Origin of the sequence: Acinetobacter sp. ESBL14, assembly GCF_036668815.1 — a bacterium.
In the GTDB taxonomy this organism is placed as follows: Bacteria; Pseudomonadota; Gammaproteobacteria; order Pseudomonadales; family Moraxellaceae; genus Acinetobacter; species Acinetobacter gyllenbergii.
On record NZ_JAZEVS010000041.1, the window covers coordinates 1 to 462 of the forward strand.

Genomic DNA, 462 nt, shown 5'->3' on the forward strand with positions numbered 1-462 from the left:
TCGTGTTCGTTGCTTTATCAACAACAACACTGCCTACAGTCACCTTGTCGAAGTTCACATCTTTCGCTGTTGATACTTGGTAGTTGCTTGAACCATCTGCATTGGTGGTTGGTGTAACTACAACGTTGTCTCCAGCAGTTACCGTTGTTTTCGCTTTGGTCGCTGCATCTTTCACGCTTGTGATCGCGCCATCAATTGTGTTCGAACCTGTGCCACCAATGTTACTTGTGGTGATTGCACCTGTTGTCGCATCAATGGTCGTTGAACCTCCAATTGCATTCTTAACGCTGTCTGCAACACCGTGTAATTGGCTACCGTTGATTGCATCAGTTGAGCTTGAATTTACTGCACCCGCTTTAACGTTGGTAATCGTGGTTCCACCAGCACCTGCAAGCGTGATCTTGTCTTTAGTCGTTGCATCGTCATATTTAACTGCTGCATCGTCTAATGTACCCAACTTGC

The 462-nt window shown here is 46.1% G+C and carries 1 pseudogene; it reads right to left on the bottom strand.

Features of this window, described 5'->3' with window-relative positions:
- Positions 1-462: pseudogene (locus V6E90_RS21525) on the bottom strand (YadA-like family protein); the annotation flags it as partial.